The organism is Halomicrococcus pelagicus (assembly GCF_051917725.1).
Taxonomy (GTDB): Archaea; Halobacteriota; Halobacteria; order Halobacteriales; family Haladaptataceae; genus Halomicrococcus.
The window spans coordinates 687,400-707,498 of sequence record NZ_JBQBLX010000001.1; the positions used below are offsets into that span (position 1 = coordinate 687,400).

18 protein-coding genes are annotated in these 20,099 nt (G+C 66.1%); 12 read left to right on the top strand and 6 right to left on the bottom strand.

Annotation, left to right across the window (positions count from 1 at the left end; translation table 11 throughout):
- Positions 1–104 precede the first annotated feature (104 nt).
- A complete protein-coding gene (locus tag ACTF4R_RS03715; protein ID WP_440006324.1) occupies positions 105–1,475 on the top strand; it encodes a DUF4397 domain-containing protein in 1,371 nt (456 codons plus the stop codon).
- 175 nt (positions 1,476–1,650) lie between these two features.
- On the opposite strand, the gene ACTF4R_RS03720 is transcribed toward ACTF4R_RS03715, so the two are convergent.
- A complete protein-coding gene (locus ACTF4R_RS03720) occupies positions 1,651–2,133 on the bottom strand; it encodes an acyl-CoA thioesterase (RefSeq protein WP_113275852.1) in 483 nt (160 codons plus the stop codon).
- A 145-nt stretch (positions 2,134–2,278) separates the two neighbouring features.
- Here ACTF4R_RS03720 and ACTF4R_RS03725 point away from each other — a divergent pair, with 145 nt between their 5' ends.
- The 3 genes from ACTF4R_RS03725 to ACTF4R_RS03735 all read left to right on the top strand — a co-directional run bounded on the left by ACTF4R_RS03725 (position 2,279) and on the right by ACTF4R_RS03735 (position 5,041).
- The gene (locus ACTF4R_RS03725) at positions 2,279–2,578 is read left to right on the top strand and encodes a HalOD1 output domain-containing protein (protein WP_147253150.1); all 300 of its coding nucleotides are present in this window, start codon (positions 2,279–2,281) and stop codon (positions 2,576–2,578) included.
- Positions 2,579–2,714: 136 nt separating this feature from the next.
- Positions 2,715–4,439 (top strand): TraB/GumN family protein, encoded by a 1,725-nt coding sequence (locus ACTF4R_RS03730; protein WP_440006326.1) that lies wholly within the window; start codon positions 2,715–2,717, stop codon positions 4,437–4,439.
- Positions 4,436–5,041, top strand: coding sequence for a zinc metalloprotease (locus tag ACTF4R_RS03735; protein ID WP_113275855.1), 606 nt, complete (start codon positions 4,436–4,438; stop codon positions 5,039–5,041). Before ACTF4R_RS03730 ends, ACTF4R_RS03735 begins: the two co-directional genes overlap by 4 nt.
- Here the strand turns inward: ACTF4R_RS03735 and ACTF4R_RS03740 are convergent.
- The gene (locus ACTF4R_RS03740) at positions 5,034–5,270 is read right to left on the bottom strand and encodes a hypothetical protein (protein WP_440006327.1); all 237 of its coding nucleotides are present in this window, start codon (positions 5,268–5,270) and stop codon (positions 5,034–5,036) included. The two genes, ACTF4R_RS03735 and ACTF4R_RS03740, sit on opposite strands and share 8 nt — an antisense overlap.
- 171 nt (positions 5,271–5,441) lie before the next feature.
- Here ACTF4R_RS03740 and ACTF4R_RS03745 point away from each other — a divergent pair, with 171 nt between their 5' ends.
- Positions 5,442–6,371, top strand: coding sequence for a DUF8130 domain-containing protein (locus tag ACTF4R_RS03745; protein ID WP_440006329.1), 930 nt, complete (start codon positions 5,442–5,444; stop codon positions 6,369–6,371).
- A 6-nt stretch (positions 6,372–6,377) separates the two neighbouring features.
- On the opposite strand, the gene ACTF4R_RS03750 is transcribed toward ACTF4R_RS03745, so the two are convergent.
- Both ACTF4R_RS03750 and ACTF4R_RS03755 read right to left on the bottom strand, forming a co-directional pair.
- Positions 6,378–7,469 (bottom strand): DNA topoisomerase IV subunit A, encoded by a 1,092-nt coding sequence (locus tag ACTF4R_RS03750; RefSeq protein WP_440006331.1) that lies wholly within the window; start codon positions 7,467–7,469, stop codon positions 6,378–6,380.
- Entirely contained in the window at positions 7,466–9,883 is a 2,418-nt protein-coding gene (locus ACTF4R_RS03755) for a DNA topoisomerase VI subunit B (RefSeq protein ID WP_440006332.1), read from the bottom strand. The genes ACTF4R_RS03750 and ACTF4R_RS03755 overlap by 4 nt, the downstream gene beginning before the upstream one ends.
- Positions 9,884–10,192: 309 nt before the next feature.
- Between ACTF4R_RS03755 and gyrB the strand changes: the two genes are divergently transcribed.
- Entirely contained in the window at positions 10,193–12,109 is a 1,917-nt protein-coding gene (gene gyrB / locus ACTF4R_RS03760) for a DNA topoisomerase (ATP-hydrolyzing) subunit B (RefSeq protein WP_440006334.1), read from the top strand.
- A complete protein-coding gene (gene gyrA, locus ACTF4R_RS03765) occupies positions 12,106–14,574 on the top strand; it encodes a DNA gyrase subunit A (RefSeq protein ID WP_440006336.1) in 2,469 nt (822 codons plus the stop codon). The genes gyrB and gyrA overlap by 4 nt, the downstream gene beginning before the upstream one ends.
- Before the next feature lie 19 nt (positions 14,575–14,593).
- On the opposite strand, the gene ACTF4R_RS03770 is transcribed toward gyrA, so the two are convergent.
- Both ACTF4R_RS03770 and rocF read right to left on the bottom strand, forming a co-directional pair.
- Positions 14,594–15,253 carry an HAD family hydrolase gene (locus tag ACTF4R_RS03770; protein WP_440006338.1) on the bottom strand — a complete coding sequence of 220 codons (660 nt, stop codon included), beginning with the start codon at positions 15,251–15,253 and terminating at the stop codon, positions 14,594–14,596.
- Positions 15,254–15,396: 143 nt separating this feature from the next.
- Positions 15,397–16,317, bottom strand: a complete 921-nt coding sequence (gene rocF / locus ACTF4R_RS03775) for an arginase (RefSeq protein ID WP_440006340.1) — start codon at positions 16,315–16,317, stop codon at positions 15,397–15,399.
- Positions 16,318–16,517: 200 nt separating this feature from the next.
- On the opposite strand from rocF, the gene ACTF4R_RS03780 reads away from it, so the two are divergent.
- From ACTF4R_RS03780 to ACTF4R_RS03800, 5 genes are all read left to right on the top strand, one after another.
- The gene (locus ACTF4R_RS03780) at positions 16,518–17,051 is read left to right on the top strand and encodes an Rrf2 family transcriptional regulator (protein ID WP_113275863.1); all 534 of its coding nucleotides are present in this window, start codon (positions 16,518–16,520) and stop codon (positions 17,049–17,051) included.
- 201 nt (positions 17,052–17,252) lie between these two features.
- Positions 17,253–18,632, top strand: a complete 1,380-nt coding sequence (locus tag ACTF4R_RS03785) for a hypothetical protein (RefSeq protein ID WP_440006342.1) — start codon at positions 17,253–17,255, stop codon at positions 18,630–18,632.
- On the top strand, positions 18,629–18,976 hold the full coding sequence (locus tag ACTF4R_RS03790) for a DUF7410 domain-containing protein (RefSeq protein WP_440006344.1): 348 nt from the start codon (positions 18,629–18,631) through the stop codon (positions 18,974–18,976). Before ACTF4R_RS03785 ends, ACTF4R_RS03790 begins: the two co-directional genes overlap by 4 nt.
- Before the next feature lie 130 nt (positions 18,977–19,106).
- Positions 19,107–19,502 (top strand): DUF555 domain-containing protein, encoded by a 396-nt coding sequence (locus ACTF4R_RS03795; RefSeq protein ID WP_433624669.1) that lies wholly within the window; start codon positions 19,107–19,109, stop codon positions 19,500–19,502.
- A 42-nt stretch (positions 19,503–19,544) separates the two neighbouring features.
- Positions 19,545–20,084 (top strand): CBS domain-containing protein, encoded by a 540-nt coding sequence (locus tag ACTF4R_RS03800; protein ID WP_440006347.1) that lies wholly within the window; start codon positions 19,545–19,547, stop codon positions 20,082–20,084.
- The last annotated feature ends 15 nt before the right edge of the window (positions 20,085–20,099 follow it).

Consider the following 20,099-nt stretch of genomic DNA (forward strand, 5'->3'; position numbering starts at 1 on the left):
AACGAACGCTGAGTATTGTGCTCGTAACATTGCTACTCGTCGGTTACGCCGGAGCGAGCGTCGGACTGTCGACGGACCATTCGGATAGCGCAGACGGCGATGCGATGGTCCGCGTGGCACACATGTCGCCCGACGCACCGCCCGTCGACGTGCTGGTCGACAACGAGACGGCCGTCGAGAACCTTTCGTTCGGCAACGTCACGGAGTACACGGCCGTTCCCGCAGGCGATCGGAACGTGACGATTCAGGCGGCGGGCGACCCGAGCACCGTAGTTTTCTCGGGGAACGTCACCTTCGAGGCCGACACCAACTACACAGTCGCCGCGACGGGCGAAATCTCCGAAAACGCGACGACCGAGTTCGCACCGGTGGTGCTCGAAGATAACTTCACCGTTCCCGAGCAGAACGCCTCGGTCCGACTCTTCCACGCATCGCCGGACGCCCCACCCGTCGACGTGACCGTCGAGGAGACGAACACGACGCTGTTCGACAACGTCTCCTTCCAGAACGCCACCGACTACGTCGAGGTCCCGGCGGGCGACTACACGCTGGAGGTCCGGCCCGCGACCGCGAACGACTCCGGCGAGGTCGTGGCGACGTTCAACGTCACGCTCAACGAGAGCACGGTGTACACCGCGTTCGCCGCGGGGTACCTGAACCCCGAGGACGCGCCGGCCGACGTGCCGTTCCAGCTGTTCTTGGCCATCGACGCCACGGCGGAAAAGAAGACGACGACGGCGGCACCAGCGAAGACGACGCCGAAGAAGACCACGCCGAAAGAAACGCCGGAGAAAACGACCCCGAAAGAGACGCCAGAGAAAACGACTCCGAAGAAAACGACGCCAAAGGAGACGCCGAAGAAGACCACGCCAAAAGAGACACCACGTAAGACTACGCCGAAAGAGACGCCGACGAAGACCACGCCGAAAGAAACGCCGGAGAAAACGACGCCGAAAGAAACGCCGGAGAAAACGACGCCGAAAGAGACGCCGCGTAAAACGACCCCGAAAGAGACGCCAAAGAAGACTACGCCGAAGGAGACGCCACGCAAAACGACTCCGAAGGAGACGCCGACGAAGACCACGCCAAAAGAGACGCCGGAGAAAACCACGCCAAAGGAGACGCCGAAGAAGACCACGCCGAAGGAAACCCCAGAGAAGACTACTCCGAAAGAGACGCCAAAGAAGACTACGCCGAAGGAGACGCCACGCAAAACGACCCCGAAAGAAACGCCAGAGAAGACTACTCCGAAAGAGACGCCGAAGAAGACGACACCGAAGGAAACCACGCCGAAAGAGACGACAACGAAGACGACGACGATAGAGACGACGACGATAGAGACGACGACGAAGACCACGCTGGAGAAACCCAAGACGCCGGAGACGCCTGAGACGCCAGAGAAACCCGAGAAGCCGAAGGAGGACGGCGAAAAGCGGTTGAAGAAGACTACTACGACCAAAGACGACGGCTACTGAACGCCGACATTTTTCTTCCGACGGTTCGGTTCGCCGACGTAGAGTACGCGGTAGAGAGCGTCGACGAGTTGCTCGGACGCGACGGCGTCGGTGACGCCGAACGGGTCGAGCGGCGACCGACGTGGACCACCGCGTGGTCGTCGTGCGCGCCAAGACGGAGTCGATGGTCGCTGGGTCAGCCCTCGATGCGCTCGGCGATGGAGTGGAGTTCCTCCATGCGTTCCTTCTTGGCGGCGTCGCGGAGCGACTGCTGGTTCTCCGTGGGGCAGTCGAGGTCAGGGACGGGCGTCGGCGTGCCGGACTCGTCCAGCGCGACGAACGTGAAGAAGGAGGTCGTCGTCTCGCGCTCCTCGCCCGTCCGGGGGTCTTCGGCGCGGACGTTCACCTTCACGTCGACGCTGGTCCGACCGGTCGAGAAGACGAACGCCTCGACGACCGCGACTTCGCCGAGGTCGATGGGACTGATGAAATCGACGTGGTCCATCGAGGCGGTCACGCACTGCTGATTCGAGAACCGCATCGCCGCGATAGCTCCGCAGATGTCCATCCAGTGAAGCACCACTCCCCCGAGCGCACGCCCGAGGTTGTTCGTGTCGTTCGGCAAGAGTAACTCCGTCATCTCCGTGTACGAGTCCATCAGCGTCGCGCTGTCGCTCATGGCCGGACGTTCGCGTGACGCCCACTTAGTTCGTTGCGCCTCTGGACGACCCGACGCCGAGAAGGTCGCTCCGCACAACGGCCTCACTTAAAAAGTGAAGCATTGAACGGACACGGGGATGGGGCTCGGCCCCGTCGTGTTTGGTATGTCAGGAATGACACTCTCCGAGAACCCCGAACCGATCGCCTCGTCCCGGCATTCATGGGGCGACGACACGTCGCTCGTCCAGACCGTCGTCGAGACGCTAGAGGCGGCGACCGGGCAGCCCTCGGAGTCCCTCGCGCCGCTCCACCATTACGTGGACGTGGACGCTCTCGAAACCGTTTTCGGCCCGCGACCGAACGGAGTAGGGCGATCTGTCGCCGGCCAGATATCCTTCACGGTCGCCGAACACGAGGTCGTCGTCGAGAGCGACGGCCGCGTCCTGGTCAGGTCCGACGAGTGACGTGGGCGAGGTAGCCGACCGCGGTACTCGACCGGAGACGGCCTCGCAGGGCGCGATTCTATTCCCGTGTGGCCGTGACGTGAAAAACTGTCTTCTCACCGACAACGGTAAAAACGGAGGGTGAGAATGTGGACTGATGACCGACCAGGACCCGCCGTCGTCCGAGAACGGCGACGGGAGCGTACGCGTCGTGGGGACGGCCCACGTCTCCGCCGAGAGCGTCGAACGCGTCGAGGAGGCGGTCGAAGACGACCGCCCGGACACCGTCGCGGTCGAACTCGACGAGGGGCGGTACAAGCAGATGCGGGGCGAGATGTCCGACGACCTCGAACCGACCGACCTGCTGCACGGCAACACCGTCTTCCAGTTTCTCGCCTACTGGATGCTGTCGTACGTCCAGACGCGGATGGGCGAGCAGTTCGACATCGAACCCGGCGCGGACATGAAGGCGGCCATCGAGGTGGCCGAACGCGAGGGTAGCGACGTCGCCCTGGTCGACCGAGACATCCAGACGACCATCCAGCGGTTCTGGGCGCGGATGACCGGTCGGGAGAAAGCACGGATGGTCGGCAGCCTCGCGTTGGGCGTCACCGACCCGCTGACGCTGGGACTGCTCGGCGGTGCGATCCTCGGCACGTTCTTCGCGCTCCTGTTCGGAATCTTCTTCGCGCCCCTGCTCGGCGTCGGTGAGTTGCTCACGTTCGGCGCGAGCGCCGGCACGCTCGAACTGTTCGGGGCCGTCGTCGGCGGTGGCGTCGCCGGCCTCGCGGTCGGTGCGTTCGCGCTCTCGATGGGTCTCACTCGACGCTACGACGTCGTACTCGCCGGCGGCGCACTCGTCGGCCTCGGCGTCGGTGCGGCGGTCGGCGTCGGTGCCATCTCCCCCGTGCTGGTCGGCGCTCCGACGCTCGAATCCATCGGTGCGGTCGCGTTGCGCTCGCTCGTCGCCATCGCGGCCGGCGTCGGCGTCGGTCTCGTCTTCGGGCTCGTCGCCGGCTTCGTCATGGGTACGGGCGTCGAGAGCGAGGCGGAACTGGACGAGGAGTTCGACGTCGAGGACCTCACCGACAGCGACGTCATCACCGCCATGATGGAGGAGTTCCGGCGCTTCTCGCCGGGCGGCGCAGAGGCGCTCATCGACGAGCGCGACGCGTACATCGCGCACAACCTCGTCGACCTGCGGAACGCGGGAAAGGACGTCGTCGCAGTCGTCGGTGCCGGTCACCGCGCCGGCATCGAGGAGTACCTCGAACGCCCAGAGACGCTGCCGCCGATGGAGTCGCTGACCGGCACGGAACGGGGCCGGCGCTTCTCGCTCTTCAAGCTGTTCGGCTATCTGGTCTCCGCCGGTTTCGTCGCGTTCTTCGTCCTGCTGTTCATGGCCGGCGTGCGGAACGCCTTCCTCATCAAGGTGTTCGCCGCCTGGTTCCTCTTCAACGGCATCTTCGCGTTCTCGCTGGCGAAGCTGGCGGGCGCACACTGGGGGAGTGCGCTCGTCGGCGGCGCTATCGCGTGGCTGACCAGCGTCAACCCGCTGCTCGCACCCGGCTGGTTCGCGGGCTACGTGGAACTGAAGTACACCCGGGTCAACGTCGCCGACATTGCGACGCTGAACGAGATAATGAGCGACGAGGAGAGTCCCATCTCCGACCTCGTCACGCGGATGATGGACGTGCCGCTGTTCCGGCTCATCGCCATCGTCGCCATGACGAACCTCGGGAGTATGATAGCGACGTTCATGTTTCCCTTCGTCGTGCTCCCCATCGTCGCCCCGGGAATCGGCGGCGTCGACCGCATCACGGAGCTGATGATACGAGGCGCACAGAACAGCGCCGACCTCATCGTGGAGGCGCTCACGTGAACTTCAGCGGCCGCGAACTCCGGGACCTGCTGGTCGCGTGGCTCGCGCTCGGCGTCGCGTTCGCGTTCTTCCTCGAACGCGACCTCGTCCGGGCGCTGATGCAGGGAGGCGCGCCACCGTCGCAGTTCCTGTCGGCGCTCGTGCTCTCGCTGGTCACGGCCGGCGTCGGCTTCCTCCTGCACGAACTCGCGCACAAGGTCACCGCCATCAGGTTCGGGCAGGCCGCCGAGTTCCGCGCCGACTACGGCATGCTGTTTCTCGCCGTCGCGGGCGGCCTCGCCGGCTTCCTCTTCGCCGCGCCCGGTGCCGTCTACCACCGCGGTCGAGCCACGCTCCGGGAGAACGGCCTCATCGCGCTCGCCGGCCCGGCGACGAACGTCGTACTCGGCGTTCTCTTTTTCCCCTTCATCTTCCTCGGACCGGGCTTCGTCTCCGAGGTCGGCTACCGCGGCGCGCAGATCAACTTCCTGCTCGCTGGCTTCAACATGTTGCCGTGGGGGCCGCTCGACGGGAACACGGTTCGCAAGTGGAGCACCGTCGCCTTCGTGGCCGCGCTCGTTCCGACCGTCGGCGTCGGCCTGTTCGCGCTGCTGATTATGTGACGTCGGCGTCGAGCACGATCTGCTCGTCCGTCACGTCCTCCAGCTGGGACTCCTGGAAGGTGTACTTCTCCCCCTCGACGTTCAGAACGGACAGGGCCTCGTCGGACGCGTCGTCGGCGACCGCGACGTAGGCGACGCCCTGGTCGACCTTTTCGACGGTTCCGAGCGTCTCGCCGTCCCGCGTGGCGACGTCCTTTCCCTCCTCGCTCTCGGTCAGCGTCGGTTCCATACCGGGACGACGTGGGCGGTCGTCAAGGGTACTGTGGGCAATCGATGACCCGACTCGCTGTGCGGTCGACGCCGCTCCGCCACGAGGCTCCTTCCCCAGTCGGGCGGGGAAGGTACAACGGCCGTTTCACTCTCGACAAGATACTTACCAATATCAGTCGTCTTTTCGCGTATGCGCCGCAGAACCCTCCTCACCGGCGTCGCGGCCGGTCTGCTGTCCGGTTGCGTCGGCTCGCCCGGAACCGGTTCCGGACCGGAACCGGCCGGTTCGACGTCCGGCGGAACAACGACCAGTACCACGACGAACGACGGGACCACGACCGCCGTCCCGCCGGATGCGCGGTACGCCGTCACGAATTTCTCGGTCGAGACGGAGAAGGTCGCGCCGACGGCGAAGTACGCGCTGGAGACGACGAAGGTGTACTCCCGCGAGGCCGCGCTGGCGGAGGTGGACGCGAACGATATCGTCGACGTGTCGGAACTTCCGGACCCCGACGTGCGCGAGGCCATCGCGGCAGCAATCCGGGACGGAAAACTGCGGACCGACGACGTGCCGGCGGGACTCGACGACGCGCTGGAGCGCTACGCTTTCTTCACGGGCGTGAACGCGGACGGCGGCACCCACACTCACTACGGGCTGAAACTGTACCGTCTCTCGCCGTCGTCGTCGCCGCAACTGCGGTTCGACGCACGTCCCGTAGACCGGGGCGTCGCGCCGGACGACCCGGGCGAGATAGCGTTCGCCGTGACGAACGAGGGCGAGACGACCCAGGAGATTTTCAGCGGTACCGTCCCGCCGTTCGGCATCCTCCAGGCCGAGGCGTCCGACGCCGACCGGCAGTTCCTCCTCTGGCGCGACTACGAGGAAGAGGGCTGCGCGCAGGTGGAGAACGGGCGCGTCCGGGCCGTCTGTGACATCGGGAAGCTCACGCCCGTCGAACCCGGCGAGACGGTGACGAAGCGGTACGAACTCCGGCCGGGAACCCCGGGGATGGAATCCGGCAGCTACGTCGTCGACGGGACGCTGAGCTACAGTTCGGAGATGCAGGAGCCGTCGACGGAAGTCGAGTGGTCGGTGAACTTCGCGCTCGAAGCGCGGTGACGACCGTTACAGCACGTCCATCGCGTCGAGTCGCTCGGGCAGGTAGGTTTCGGTGACGAAGTCGAGGCCGTGGGAGGCGAGTGCCTGCTGTTCGGACTTCTTGTTTATGTCGAGCTGGAGCTCTATCTGTTCCTCCCAGTAGTCGGTCTGGAAGCGCGGGTCCTCGAGTTCCGATTCGAGGGCGTTCACGTCGGAGTCGCTGAGAGGGTCGGTCGGCAGGTCGTACTCAACGATGTCCTCGGGCTGGATGCCGATGAACCGCGCCTCGGGAGTGGCGAGGTAGTCGCTCAGATGTGCGGACTTGATGGAGCCGTACGCCACGGAGCCGAAGATGCGGTACGACCACGGGTCGCCGTCAGTGAACACGGTGACGGGGAGGTCGAGTTCGTCGTGCAGACGCCTGGTGATGCGGCGGGTCGCCCGCGCCGGCTGCCCCTTCAGATGGACGATGAGGGCGTTGTACTCGTCGTCGAACCCGTTCTCGACGAGGCGGTCGCGCATCCCACCGGTCTCCACGGCGAGGATGAAGTCGGCGTCGTTGTCGAGGAACTCGATGGTGTCGGGGTTGTTCGGAATCTGGTAGCCGCCCTCGCCCACGTCCTCCTGGCAGTGAATCTCGCGCTCGCCGCGTCGAGTCTGCTCGCGGAGGTGCAGCGGTCCCATGATGGTCGCGCCGGACTCCTCGGGGCGCATGTGGAAGTCCTCGCGGGTGACCTCCGAGACGATCTCCAGGTCCTCGACCAGCTGGTTCGACTCGTCCTGGTCGGAGAACTGCGCTTCGTCGGCGTCCCAGGACTCCGAGAGGTAGTAGAGCTCACGCAGGGTCGACGAGCGGTCCTCCTCCAGTTGCGTGGCGAGGAACTCGATTGTGTAGACCGCCTTCATCAGCTTCTGGGCACCGCGAACGCTCTTCGCACTGCGGGTGCTCTGGCGGTCGCCGTACACCCAGACGTCCTCGTCCTCGTCGTACTCGATGTTGCTTTTCGTCCGCGTCGGCAGGCTCATCCGCGGCACTTCGCCCTGTTCGAACTGGTCGTAGAACTCCGCCGCGAGTTCGATGAGTTTCTCGCGTGCGTCTGCGTCTGTGTCTGCGCTCATGATTCGTCGGTGATGGTGAGTTTCTCGCTCTCGACGCCGTCGACGTTCACGTCGAACGACGCCTCCTCGTCCGTTTCGTACTGCAGTTCGACCGTCTCCCCGCTCTCGACGATGGGCGACCACTGGACGAACCACTCCTCGTCCATGTCGACCGCCGTCGCGCCGTCGGAGAGGTTCCGCGGCTCGGCGGAGACGATGTCGGTCACGTCGACCTCCTCGTTGCGGTCGGTGTGATTCTCGACCGAGAGGGTGACGACGCCGTCCTCTACCTCGCGCTCGACGAGGACGTTGTTCATTATCCGTGCCAGCGCGTCCCCGTACTCCGGCTCCTCCTGGTCCGTCACCTCGGCCAGCTTCGTCGCCATCTTCGGGAGGATGGAGGCGATGACGTTCTGCTTGCGCTTGCGCTGCTGGAGCGACCGGCGCTTCTTGAGGTACGACTTCAGGTCGCGGGCCGCCTCCCGGATGGCGAGCTCTATCTCGTCTTCGATTTCGGGGACGTTCGCGACGGCGTCCTTGCTCTCGCTGGTGAACGGCACGTTCGTCGACGCGACGTGGACCATGATGACGACCGGTCCGTTCGGAATGCCGCTACCGCCCGGCTGGTCCAGGTTGTAGTTGCGCCAGCCGATGGACTTCACCACGTCGGTCGTCGCGCACGCACCGCGCTGGTACACCAGCGGGACGCGGTTGGCGAACCGCAGCACGTCGGCCTTCCCCTCGCTCTCGAGGTCGCCGCCGTAGGCGATGCCGGCCTCGACGATGAACGGGTCGCCGCCGTGTACGTCGGCCTCGCGGGTCGAGGCGGCGTAGAAGTCCGCATCGAACTCCTTTCGGAGGCCGGCCTCGACCAGCTCCGCGGTGATGGGCGAGAGGCAGTCGGTCGGCGGCGAGATGATGTTCGTCTCTCGCATCGCCTCCAGCAGTTCGCTCGTCGCGTCGCGGTCGTCCGCCAGTTCGCGCACGAGCGGCACGTCGTCCGGGACGGTCACCGTCGACTCCCAGACCGCCTCGACGACGTTCTCGCGAGCCGTCTCGCCGACCGTCGCGTCCGCGTACTCCTCGGTGTTGTCCGCGGCGCGGTCGACGAACTCGGCGAGTTCCGGGCGCGTAAAGCGGTCGGTCCCGTCGTCGCGGTCGAACTGCGAGGCGAGGCGCTCCGCGAGCGCCCGGACGGTCTCGTCGTCCTTCTGGGTCGTCGTCGCCGCGTCGACGTGCTGGTAGAGGTCCGAGACCCGGTCGTCGGTGACGGCGTCCCACGCCGCGTCGACGGCGTTCGCCTGGACCGTGTCGCCGAACGTCGCGCCGTGGTCGTCGGCGACCGCCTCGGCGGCCTCGGCCACGGCGTCCCGGAGCTGGCTGTGTGCGATCGGTTCGCGTTCGCTCACTTCGGCGGCGACGCGCTCGGCGAACGCGGCCGTCGCGTCCGCACCCTTGTTCGCCACCGCGTCCTCGACGGCGGCTTCCACGTCGGCGTCGTCGTGAGCCTGCGGACCGGACCACGCCATCTCGCGGCCGAAGTAGCGGTCGCGGAAGTTGTCGACGATGTTGTCGGCGGTCTTCCGGCCGACGCGGGTGAACTCCTCCTGGACGAACCCGGAGACGCTGTGGGAACTCGTCTCGGCCAGCATCTTCAGCACGGTGCCGAGTTCGACGCCGTGGGGGTGTGGCCGGATTTCTTCGGTCTCGGCCGGCATCTCGTACCCCTCGGCACGCTCGAACACCTGTTCGTCGTCCATGCTCGGCTCCTTGAACCGGATGCGAGCGTGCGGATTGACGACTGCGGTGTGTTTGATGTACCGGAGAAGCTGCTGTCGCGCCCGCATGTTCGCCTCCATCTCCAGCTCGATGCGAGTGCCGTGGGTCGGGTTGAGGTCGCTCTCGCCCGGCGAGAGGTCCCGCTCCGTCTTGATCTCCGGTTCGTTCTCGTCGGTGTCGATGATGAGTTCGAAGTACTCGGCCGACGAGCTGTTCTCGGTCCGGCTGGTGACCTTGGCGGGCTTCCCGCTGGTCAACTGGGCGTACAGGACCGCCGCCGAGATGCCGATACCCTGCTGGCCCCGCGACTGTTCGCGCTTGTGGAACCGCGAGCCGTACAGCAGTTTCCCGAAGACGTTCGGAATCTGCTCGCGGGTGATTCCGGGACCGTTGTCCTCCACGACGAGGCGGTAGTAGTCGCCCGCCTCCTCGATCTTGACGTAGATGTCCGGCGGGTCGAGACGCGCCTCCTCGGTGGCGTCGAGCGCGTTGTCGACGGCCTCCTTGACGGCGGTGACCAGCCCCCGGGCTCCGCTGTCGAACCCGAGCATGTGCTTGTTCTTCTCGAAGAACTCGGCGATGGAGATCTGGCGCTGGCTTTCGGCCAGTTCCTCGGCGATCCCCTCGTCGCCGAGCGTCGACTGCATGGAAGGCATTCTTCGCCTGTACTTATTGGCGGGGAGCTTAAAACTGCCCGGATGGGGCGCGGTGAAAGTGAAAGTGGGCTCGAGACGCCGGCGAGAGGAAGTTTTCGACCCTTCCCGACGGCCGCGGGTACTTCGTCGCCGGAAGCCATCCGCGTTCAACGACGATGGCCCCGGCCGGGTTATCTCCGCCGGAGTCGGTGTCGGACGAATCCCGGCATTCGGCGCTTCGTCCACCCGTTCATTATAATAAATTTACAAATCTCGCGCGCGCGTGCGTGAGCTTTATCAGGGGTCAGGCTCTACGATAAATCAGGATTTATGAGTGACGCAAATGAGTACGGAGCCGGGCAGATACAGGTGCTCGAAGGGCTGCAGGCCGTTCGAAAGCGCCCGGCGATGTACATCGGTTCTACAGACTCTCGCGGACTACATCACCTCGTGTTCGAGGTCGTCGACAACTCCATCGACGAAGCGCTGGCGGGCCACTGCGACGCCATCGACGTGACGGTCCACGAGGACCACTCCGTCAGCATCGTCGACGACGGTCGCGGCATCCCCGTCGACACGCACGAGGAGTACGACAAACCCGCGGTCGAAGTCATACTGACGGTCCTCCACGCGGGAGGGAAGTTCGACAACAAGTCCTACCAGGTCTCCGGCGGGCTCCACGGGGTCGGCGTCTCCGTGGTGAACGCCCTCTCCCAGCGCCTCGAAGTCGAGGTCAGGCGGGAGGGCGTGCTCTGGCGACAGACGTTCGAGCGCGGCGAACCCCAGGGCGAACTGGAGCAGGTCCGGGACCTCGACGACGACGAAGAGACGGGCACGGAGATACGGTTCTGGCCCGACGAGGAGATATTCGAGACGACGGAGTTCACCTACTCGACGCTGGAGACCCGGCTTCGAGAACTCGCCTTCCTCAACTCGGGCGTGCGGATATCGCTCGACGACGAGCGCGACGAGGAGTCGGGTGACACCTTCCACTACGACGGCGGCATCCGGGAGTTCGTCGAGTACCTGAACGAGACGAAGTCCCCGCTGCACCGCGACGTCATCTACTTCGAGGACGAGGAACAGGACATCCAGGTCGAGGTGGCGATGCAGGCCACCGACGAACTCCAGGGGTCGATTCACGCGTTCGCGAACAACATCAACACGCGCGAGGGCGGCACCCATCTCACCGGGTTCAAGACGGCGCTGACGCGCGTCGTCAACGACTACGCCAACGGGAACGACCTTCTCGGAGACATCGACGAGAACCTCAAGGGCGAGGACATCCGGGAGGGCCTCACGGCGGTCATCTCGGTGAAACATCCCGACCCGCAGTTCGAGGGCCAGACGAAGACGAAACTCGGCAACAGCGAGGTACGGGGCATCGTCGAGAGCGTGATGCACGACGGCCTCGGTACGTTCTTCGAGGAGAACCCCGACACCGCCGAGGCCATCGTCGCCAAGGCGGTCGAGGCCGCGAAGGCCCGCAAGGCGGCGAAGAAGGCCGAGGAGCTCACCCGACGGAAGAACGCCCTCGACTCGACGGCCCTGCCCGGCAAACTCGCCGACTGCCAGTCGCGCGACCCCGAGGAGTCCGAACTGTTCGTCGTGGAGGGCGACTCCGCGGGCGGGTCGGCCAAGCAGGCCCGGGACCGCAAGTTCCAGGCCATCCTCCCGCTGTTCGGCAAGGTACTGAACGTCGAGAAACACCGCCTCGACCGCGTGCTGGAGAACGACAAGATACGCCACTTCATCACCGCCATCGGTACGGGCATCGGCGAGGAGTTCGACCTCGACGAGGCGCGCTACCACAAGATAATCATCATGACGGACGCCGACGTCGACGGCGCGCACATCCGGACCCTCTACCTGACGCTGCTGTACCGCTACATGCGGCCCCTGCTGGAGGCCGGGTACGTGTACGCGGCCCAACCGCCGCTGTACCGCATCCGCCACCGCGGGGAGACGTACGACGTCATGACGGAGGAGGAGCGCGACCGCATCATCGAAGAGGAGTGCGACGGCAACCCCTCGCAGGTCCAGCGGTTCAAGGGACTGGGCGAGATGAACCCCGAACAGCTGTGGGACACGACGATGGACCCCGAGAACCGCATCCTCAAGCAGATAACCATCGAGGACGCCGCCGCGGCGGACAAGATGTTCTCGGTGCTGATGGGTGACGCCGTCGAACCGCGCAAGCAGTTCATCCAGGAACACGCGACGGAAGCGGAGTGGGTAGACATATGAGTTCGGAACCCTCGGACGTCCCCGACGAGGTCGCGGAGCGAATCGACAGCGTCCGCGTCGAGGACGAGATGGAGCAGAGTTACATCGACTACGCGATGTCCGTCATCGCGGGACGCGCGCTGCCGGACGTGCGCGACGGGCTGAAACCCGTCCATCGGCGCATCCTCTACGCGATGCACCGCTCCGGCATCACGAGCGGCGCGAGCCACCGCAAGTCCTCGAACATCGTCGGGGACACGATGGGCGACTTCCACCCCCACGGTGACCAGTCCATCTACGACGCGCTCGCACGGATGGCCCAGGAGTTCTCGATGCGTTACCCCCTCATCGACGGCCAGGGTAACTTCGGGAGCGTCGACGGCGACCCGCCGGCGGCGATGCGGTACACGGAGGCCCGGATGGCTCCCATCGCGGAGGAACTGCTGGCGGACATCGACAAGGACACCGTCGACTGGCAGTCCAACTACGACGACCGCCTCCAGGAGCCGGAAGTGCTGCCGGCGGCCGTCCCGAACCTGCTCGTCAACGGTTCCTCGGGCATCGCGGTCGGCATGAGCACCAACATCCCGCCGCACAACCTCGGAGAGATCGTCGACGCGACCGTCGAACTCATCGACAACCCCGACGCGACCGTCGAGGACCTGATGGAGCACGTCAAGGGGCCGGACTTCCCGACCGGTGCGAACATCGTCGGGAAGAACGCGATTCACAGCGCGTACAAGACGGGTCGCGGGCGACTCAGGGTGCGCGCTGAGTACGAGGTCCAGGACGACCGCATCGTCATCTCGGAACTTCCCTACCAGACGAACAAGGCACGGCTCATCGAGAAGATAGCCGACAGCGTCAACGACGGCACCATCGAGGGCATCCGCGACCTGCGCGACGAGTCCGACCGCGACGGCATCCGCGTCGTCGTCGAACTCAAGCAGAACGCCATCGCCGAGGTCGTCGAGAACCAGTTGCTCGACCACTACCTCGAGAAGACGTTCGGCGTCATCAACCTCGCGCTGGTCGACGGCGAACCGAAGGTGTTGAGCCTCAAGGAGACGCTCGAACACTACGTCGACCACCGCAAGAGCGTCGTCCGGCGGCGCTCGAAGCACGAACTCGACGAGGCCGAACACCGCGCACACATCCTCGAAGGCCGACTGCGCGCGCTCGACGACATCGACGACGTGGTCGACCTGATACAGGACGCCGAGGACCGCGACGCCGCCCGCACCGCGCTCGAAGGCGAGTTCGGCTTCTCGGAGACCCAGTCCGAGCACATCGTCCGCATGCAGCTCGGGAGCCTCACCTCGCTCGAGGCCGCGGAGATAGAGGAGGAGTACGAGGACGTCCAGGCGCGCATCGAGCGTCTCCAGACCATCCTCGAAAACGAGTCCGAACTGCTGGCCGTCATCAAAGACGAACTCCGCGAAGTGAAGGCGGAGTACGACGACGACCGCCGGACCAGCATCGTGGAGGGGACCGACGAGGTCACCCGCGAGGACCTCATCGCCGAGGAGGACGTGTTCGTCGTCGTCACCGAGCAGGACTACGTCAAGCGCATGCCCGTCGAGCGGTTCGACGCGCAGGGTCGGGGCGGCAAGGGCATCATCGGCGCGGACGTGAAAGACGACGACCGCGTCTCGAAGGTGTTCCGGGCGAACACCCACGACTACCTGCTCTGTTTCACCAACTACGGGCAGGTGTACCGGCTGAAGACCTACCAGATACCCGAGATGTCACGGACCGCTCGAGGCAAGTCCGCCATCAATCTGCTCGACCTGGACGACGGCGAGGACATCACGGCCGTCGTCACCACCGACGAGTTCGAGGACGACGAGTCCCTGAGCATGGTCACGCGCCAGGGCTACGTCAAGCGAACCAGCGCTGCGGAGTTCGACAACATCCTCTCGACCGGCATCATCGCCGCGAAACTGGAGGACGGGGACGAACTCGTCGACGTGGAGGTCACCGACGGCACGAAAGACCTCGTGCTGGCGACCCGCGACGGGATGACCATCCGGTTCGACGAGTCCGACGCCCGCGAGATGGGTCGCAACGCCCGCGGCGTCCACGGCATCGACCTCCAGGACGGCGACGAGGTCGTCGGGATGGTCGCCGCCGACAGCGAGGGTCGCGAACTGCTCACCGTCACCCGGCAGGGGTACGGCAAGCGGACGCCGCTCGACGAGTACCGCCCGCAGTCGCGCAACGGCATGGGCCTCGTCGACATCAAGACCGGCGACCGGAACGGCCCGGTCACGTCGGTGAAGTCGGTCGCCCCCGACGACCACCTCGTCGTGATGAGCGAGAACGGCCAGATAATGCGCATCCGCGCCGCCGACATCTCGCGAGTCGGCCGCAACACGATGGGCGTGACGGTGATGGAGATAGACGACGAGGACGCCGTCGCGAGCGTCGACGTGCTGCCGACGCCGGACGACGAGAGCGAAACAGTCACCGACGGCGAAGAGTAGGCGACCAGCAGTTTCCTTTTCAGTTCGCTATCTTCGCGACGTCGTAGAGGTCGTCGACCTCGTAGTCCGGTTCGGTCGAGAGCGACGTGTCCGCGCAGTGTGGTCGCCGGACGAACGCCGAGTCGAGGCCCGCGCGGTGGGCGGCCACCACGTCGCTCTCGCTGTCGCCGACGAACAGGGCCGACTCGGCACCGAGGTCGTCGAGCGCGCGTTCGAGGAAGTGCGGGTCCGGTTTCTTACGGTGCAGGTCCTCGACGCCCATGCCACGGCCGTAGTAGGTGTCGAACAGGTCGTCGAACTCGCAGAACTCGATGACGAACTCGACGGTCCTGTGCTGGTTCGAACTCACGATGCCGAGGTCGTGAGCGAGGTCCTCGATGGCCGCCACGTCGTCGTACCGCGCCCGGCCGCCCTCCCGGAACTCGGCGAGTTGCGCGTCGGAGGCGTGGCGGTCGCGGGCGTGCCAGAACTCCGCCGGGTCCACGTCGTAGACGGAACAGACGTCCCGGAGGCTGTCGGAGGTCACGCCTCGTACGACCTCGTCGACGTGGGTCGCGTCGGGGTTCTCGACGCCGACCGCCCGGAACGCCGACTCGGCGGCGTCGACTAGGTTTTCGTCGGTCGGCGGTTCGACCAGAACGCCGTCGTTGTCGAACAGAATCGCGTCGTAATCTGTCACTCTCGCGGGTCGTTCGGCGACCCCCATGACAGTGTCGGTCCCCCTCGCTGGTCTCGTTCCGTCCTCTACCCCCGGGTAGACGCGTGAACTGTCGAATCGGAGGTGGCGACGCGTCTGCGCCGACAAAAGCGAAGCGGGTCGCCTCAGAGGATTCGCTTCCCGAGCGCGCTCGCGGCGAGTTCGGTGGCGAGTTCGGCCGTCTCGTTGTGCTCGTCGAGGATGGGGTTGACCTCGACGACCTCCAGCGAGCGCAGGACGTCCTCGCGGTCGTCGCGCTCGGCGACGGTTTCGAGCGCGGAGTGTGCCTCGCGGTAGGTGACGCCGCCGCGCACGGGCGTCCCGACGCCGGGTGCCTCGTTCGGGTCCAGCCAGTCGAGGTCGAGGCTGACGTGGATGCCGTCGACGCCGTGGGTGGCCACGTCGAGTGCGTCCTCGACGACCGGCGTGATGCCGCGTTCGTCGATGTCCGACATCGTGTACACCGTCACCTCGCTGTCGCGGATGGCCTCCCGCTCCTGGTCGTCGATGCTCCGGAGGCCGACGATGACGACGTTCTCCTCCCGGAGTCGCGGAACGTTGGCCCACTCGGTGTCGGCGAAGTCGTCGATACCCAGCGCGCCCGCGAGGGGCATGCCGTGGACGTTCCCGCTCGGCGACGTTCCCGGCGTGTTGAAGTCGCCGTGGGCGTCGAACCAGACGGCGCCGATGTCCGCGTCGCGCGCGGCCCCGCCGAGCGTCCCCATGGCGATGGAGTGGTCGCCGCCGAGCACGAGCGGGAAGGCGTCGTTCTCTATCGACGCCGCCACTTCGTCGGCGAGCCGCGAGCAGACGTCCGCGGTCTCCCGGAGGAACTTCGCCTTCCCCTCTGGCGGTTCCTCGCGTTCGGGGTCGCGCTCCTCGGCGCGGGGGACGAGCAGGTCGCCGGTGTCGACGGCGGTCACGCCGGCGGCGGCGAGTTCGTCGGCGAGCCCCGAGTACCGGATCGCCGACGGCCCCATGTCGACGCCGCGGCGGTTCGCTCCGTAGTCGACCGGCGCACCGATGATGTGGACCGTTCTTGACATGCTTCGACGAACGGGACGGGGAGAAAAAGAAGCCCCGGTTCGAGCGCGAGGACGGTTCGCACGGAAAAATCGCAGACGGAGCGGCCTCTGTGACGCTGCAGTCGAGAGGGTTATCAGTGGCAGGGCGAAAACGTCGATTATCCGCCAAACTTCATCCACTCCGTGCCATTTAAGGAAATCAATTACTAAGTTTCGGGGTAATGTCTAGCATCGAGTTGACACCGAGCCAGAAGACGATACTGACGGCGCTGTTGAACCTCCACCGCGAGGCGGAAGACGCCATCAAGGGCGAGGACATCGCCGCCGAAGTCGACCGCAACCCCGGGACCATCCGCAACCAGATGCAGAGTCTCAAGGCCCTCCAGCTGGTCGAGGGCGTTCCCGGCCCGAAGGGCGGGTACAAGCCGACCGCCAACGCCTACGAGGCGCTCGACGTCCAGGAGATGGACACCGTCGCCGAGGTCGGACTGCTCCACGACGGCGAGGAAGTCGAGGAGGCCAACGTCGAGGAGATAAGCCTCACCAGCGTCCACCACCCGGAGCTCTGTCGCGCCGAGATACACCTCCGCGGTTCCGTACGCGAGTTCCACGAGGGCGACGAGGTGACCGTCGGACCGACGCCGCTGTCGAAGCTCGTCGTCGAGGGCGTCGTCGACGGCAAGGACGACACCAACCACATCCTCATCCTGAAGATATCCGAGATGGAAGCGCCCGCCGAACAGCCCGAGCACTGACGACCGCCGCCCGCCGTCAGTAGCCGAATCTCGTTTCGCACCTTCTTCGTCTCTTCTCGCCGACCGGCGTCCGTCCCGGCCGTGTCCCCCGTTAGCTCGCGACAGTGGGCTCGTCTCGACGGGGGAGCGCGACCGGGGTTCCGGGAGTCGGCATCGAACTGTTCCGGAAGGTATTATCGCTCGACGCCCCTACCCCCGCTGATGAGCGGTCGAACACGCACTCGGTCCCTCGACGTCGCCCTGGCCGCGACGGTCGTTCTGACCGCGCTCACCGGTCGAGCGCTGGCGCACGGCGGTAGCCTCCGGGGAGCGTCGGGCGACTCGCTGTCGGTGCCGACGTGGTTGTTCCTGCTCACCGGCGGCGGCGTCGTCAGCGCCTCGTTCCTGCTCGCCAGCTTCGTCACCGACCGGGCGTTCATCCGCTCGCTCCACGACTGGCGACGACGCCTGGCGACGCTGAACGACCACCTGGTCACCGCGACCCGGGTCGTCGGTGTGTTCGCACTCGCGGTCGTCGTCGTCGCCGGCTTCGTCGGCCCGTCGGCTCCGCGCCGGAACATCGCCATCCTCGTCGTCTGGGTCGGCTGGTGGGCCGGGTTCACGGCGACGACCTACCTCGTCGGCAACGCGTGGCCGGCCATCAACCCCTGGCGCACGATAGCCGACCTGCTCCCCACGGGGACGACCGACTACCCGGAACGGCTCGGCGCGTGGCCGAGCGTCGCCGGACTGCTGGCGCTCGTCTGGCTGGAGGTCGTCAGTCCGCTCGCGAGCGACCCCGACCTGCTCGCCGGCGTCGTGCTCGTCTACTCGGCGGTGACGCTCGCCGGGGCGGCCGTCTACGGCACCGACCGCTGGTTCGACACCGTCGACCCGGTCGCGCGCGTGTTCCGCTACTACGGCCGGGTCGCTCCGGTCCAGCGCACCGACGACGGCTTCGAACTGCGCCTGCCGGGCGCGCGCCTCGCCGAGACGAAACTCGTCACGGGGTTCGACGAGGTCGCGTTCGTCGTCGCGCTGCTGTGGGTGACGACGTACGACGGTCTCGTCGCCACCGACCTCTGGGCGGACGCGGCCCGGGCCGTCGTCGGAGTCGGCGTCCCGCCGCGCGTCGTCTACCTCGCCGCGCTGCTGGCCGGGTACGCCCTCTTCCTCGGCGTCTACTGGCTGGCCGCGCGGCTCGCGCAACGGTCGGCCGACACCTACCTCACGCCGGCCGCCATCGCCCGGCGGTTCGCCCCCTCGTTGCTGCCCATCGCGGCGGGCTACCACCTCGCCCACTACCTGGGGTACTTCCTCGCACTGTCGCCGACGCTGTTCGGGGCGCTGGCCAGTCCGCTCTCGCCGCCCCAGGCCGTCGTCGTCGTCCTGCCGGCGTGGTTCAGCGGCCTCCAGATGTCGTTCGTCCTGCTGGGTCACCTGCTCGCGGTCTGGGTGGCCCACGCGACGGCCTACAGGCTGTTCCCGATGCGTCTGCAGGCCGTCCGCAGCCAGTACGCCCTCGTCGTCGTGATGATACTGTACACGATGTCGAGCATGTGGATCGTCTCGCAACCGTCCGTCGACCCCCCGTACGTATGACCACCGACCAGCCATCCCACGACCGGACGCCCGACGACCAGCGGACAGACGACCCGCAGTTCGACGACCGGTCGGCCGACGACTGGCCGCTCGAAACCCGGGTTCCGGCCGACGAGTCGCCGGTCGAGTGCGCCTACTGCGGCCGGCCGTTCCCTCGCGAGAAGCAGCTCGTTCTCCACCGGGGGCTCGACCACCCCGACGCGCTCGACGAGTCGGAGGTCAAGGCGTTCCGGGAAGCCTACGACGCGGAGAACGAGGAGCTTCGCCTGTTCCGGCTCAAGGCGGTCGCCCTCCTCGTCCTCCTGTACTTCGGCTTCCTGTTCACCTACTCCGTGGTCACGTGACGGGCGGTCCGGCAGCCGACCCGTCGTTCTCGAACGACGTACGTCCGGCAGTCCGTCCTCGTTCCTGACACGCGCGAATTTCGGCGGCTAAACCAAAAGACACGAAACCCTCGGGAGCAAGGCTTCGGGTATGAGCAACTATCTCGTTGCGATGGAGGCGGCCTGGTTGGTGCGCGACGTAGAGGACATCGACGACGCCATCGGCGTCGCGGTCAGCGAGGCCGGCAAGCGTCTGAACGAGAAGGACATGGACTACGTCGAGGTCGAGGTCGGCGCGACCGGCTGTCCGGCCTGCGGAGAGCCGTTCGACTCCGCGTTCATCGCAGCGAACACCGCCCTCGTCGGCCTCGTGCTGGAGATGAAGGTGTTCAACGCCGACAGCGAGGAGCACGCGAAGCGCATCGCCAAGAGCGAAGTCGGCGGCGCGCTCCGCGACGTTCCGCTATCGGTCGTCCAGACGGTCGAGTTCGGCGAGGACGAGGACATCGAGTTCGGCAGCGGCGACCAGGAAACTAGCGAACTCTGACGAGTCGAACGATTTATTTGATAACCCGGAGTTATTTTAGGTATGGAGATCCCGACGACCCAGGACATCCGCGAACGTCGAAAGGACCTGGGACTCACGCAGAGCGAACTGGCCGAGCGAGCGGGCGTCTCTCAGCCACTCATCGCCCGCATCGAGGGCGACGACGTAGATCCGCGTCTCTCGACGTTCCGCCGCATCATCAACGCCCTGGAGGAGTCCGAGGGTGACATCGTCCGCGCGGAGGACCTGATGCACGAGGAGGTCGTCAGCGTCGCGCCCGGCGACACCGTGAGCGAGGCGGTCGGCCGGATGCAGGACGCGGGCTACTCGCAACTGGCGGTCATCAACGAGGGGGTGCCGGTCGGCTCCATCAGCGAGAGCGACCTCGTCCACGTCGACGAGAACGCTCGCGACCAGCCCGTCCGGGAGTTCATGGGCGAGAGCTTCCCGACGGTGTCGCGGTCCGCCACGTTGAACGAAATATCGAACCTGCTCGACCACTACAAGGCCGTGATGGTCACCGCCGACGGCGAGACGGTCGGTATCGTCACCGAGGCCGACGTCGCGGCTCGACTGTCGTAGACGCGTCCCCCCGCT